The sequence below is a fragment of the Pseudonocardia pini genome (genome assembly GCF_013870575.1).
GTDB classification, from domain to species: domain Bacteria; phylum Actinomycetota; class Actinomycetes; order Mycobacteriales; family Pseudonocardiaceae; genus Pseudonocardia; species Pseudonocardia pini.
In genome coordinates this window covers 1-1,128 of sequence record NZ_JACBXB010001186.1, presented here as the reverse complement: position 1 = coordinate 1,128, position 1,128 = coordinate 1, and the positions used below count along the sequence as shown (strand labels likewise).

At 74.5% G+C, this 1,128-nt stretch carries 2 protein-coding genes; one reads left to right on the top strand and one right to left on the bottom strand.

All coding sequences use genetic code 11. The annotated features are described in order from the left end of the window. Positions 1 to 90: 90 nt before the first annotated feature. Complete coding sequence (locus tag H5J29_RS33685; RefSeq protein ID WP_181784908.1) at positions 91 to 912, top strand: ParA family protein; 822 nt, start codon at positions 91 to 93, stop codon at positions 910 to 912. Positions 913 to 918: 6 nt separating this feature from the next. Here H5J29_RS33685 and H5J29_RS33680 read toward each other — a convergent pair. Next, a partial coding sequence (locus H5J29_RS33680) for an SAV_6107 family HEPN domain-containing protein (protein WP_246394620.1) occupies positions 919 to 1,128 on the bottom strand: 210 nt, incomplete at its 5' end.

Here is a 1,128-nt window from a genome sequence, read left to right as displayed (position 1 = left end):
CCGCCGCGCTCACACCCCGAGCCTAGGCCCGCGGCCGACACGCCACCGCGCCGCGGTCCGCGTGGCGACGGAGACGGTAGGTTGATCGTCGTGCAGGTCGTCGCCGTGTTGAGTCTGAAGGGCGGGGTCGGCAAGACCACGGTCTCCCTCGGTCTCGCCGGCGCCGCGCTCGCGCACGGCCTCCCCACGCTCGTGGTGGACCTCGACCCGCAGGCCAACTCCACGATCGCGCTCGACGTGCAGGCGACCACCGGCACGATCGCCGACGTCCTGGACGAGCCCAGCCGCTCCGCGCTGCGCCGGGCGATCGCGCCGAGCGCGTGGGGCGAGGGCCTGGACGTGCTGGTGGGCGCCGAGCAGAACGAGCGGCACAACCATCCCGACCCCAGCACCAAGCAGCTCGAACGGCTCCGTCGCGCGTTGTCCAGGCTGGACGACCCGGAGCTGCACTCGAGCCTGGGCCGCACGGACAAGACCCCCGGCGAGCCCTACCAGCTGGTGATCATCGACTGCCCGCCCTCGCTGGGCCAGCTCACCCGCAGCGCGTTGGCGGCCGCGGACCGCGCCATCCTGGTCACCGACCCCACCATGTTCGCCGTGTCCGGCGTGCAGCGCGCCTTCGACGCCGTGCAGGCCGAGCGGGAGCGCGGCAACACCGCCCTGCAGCCGCTCGGGGTGCTGGTGAACCGCGTGCGCCCGCGCAACGCGGAGCACGACTACCGGATCGCCGAGCTCCGCGAGCTGTTCGGCCCGTTGGTCTTCGGCGGGACGCTGCCGGACCGCTCCGCCGTGCAGCAGGCGCAGGGCGCCTGCCTGCCGATCCAGTCCTGGGACACGCCGGGCGCCCGGGAGGTGGCGGCGGTGTTCACCGCGCTGCTGGGCAGGCTGCTCCGCTCTCGCTCGCGCACCTGAGCCGCCTCACCGGTCGACCAGCAGTTCCCGCACGATCCCCACGAACTGTTCGGACTGGCGGAGCAGGTCGTCCGCCTCCCGCCTGCCCACGAGCCGGGAGATCCCCGCCTCGGCCGCCGCCCGGGTGTCCGAGCAGGACGCGAAGAACGCAGCCCACTCGCCCAGCTCGGGCGCGACCTCGGCGAGGACCACCCAGACGCTGCGCGGCCGGGCCCG